The sequence below is a fragment of the Psychrobacter sp. W2-37-MNA-CIBAN-0211 genome (genome assembly GCF_040309405.1).
GTDB classification, from domain to species: Bacteria; Pseudomonadota; Gammaproteobacteria; order Pseudomonadales; family Moraxellaceae; genus Psychrobacter; species Psychrobacter glaciei.
This window is the reverse complement of the sequence record NZ_JBEOOU010000222.1, coordinates 1-270: the sequence shown is the minus strand read 5'-3', so window position 1 is coordinate 270 and position 270 is coordinate 1. Positions and strand designations below refer to the sequence as shown.

Here is a 270-nt window from a genome sequence, read left to right as displayed (position 1 = left end):
AATCAATAGTGATCCACCAGCAAGCTTTGCCTTTATTTGAACAATATGCACCCGACAATTTACGCAGCCAGCGACAACACCAAGCGATTATTGCTCAATTTAATCGCTATCCACACCGCAATGCCTTATTAGGCCGCGAGTCTACGGCTGCCGAACTCACATTTTTAACTCAACCCGGTTCTCGCTTTTAAGCAGACGAAAATCACCACGACATAAACGATAAATGTCGATTTTATTTAACCACTAACACCGGGCAATCAGCTTTATTGG

The 270-nt window shown here is 43.3% G+C and carries 1 protein-coding gene; it reads left to right on the top strand.

Annotated features, from left to right (window positions below; genetic code table 11):
- A partial coding sequence (locus AAEY72_RS14995; protein WP_352311356.1) for a DUF924 family protein occupies positions 1 to 191 on the top strand: 191 nt, incomplete at its 5' end.
- Positions 192 to 270 lie beyond the last annotated feature (79 nt).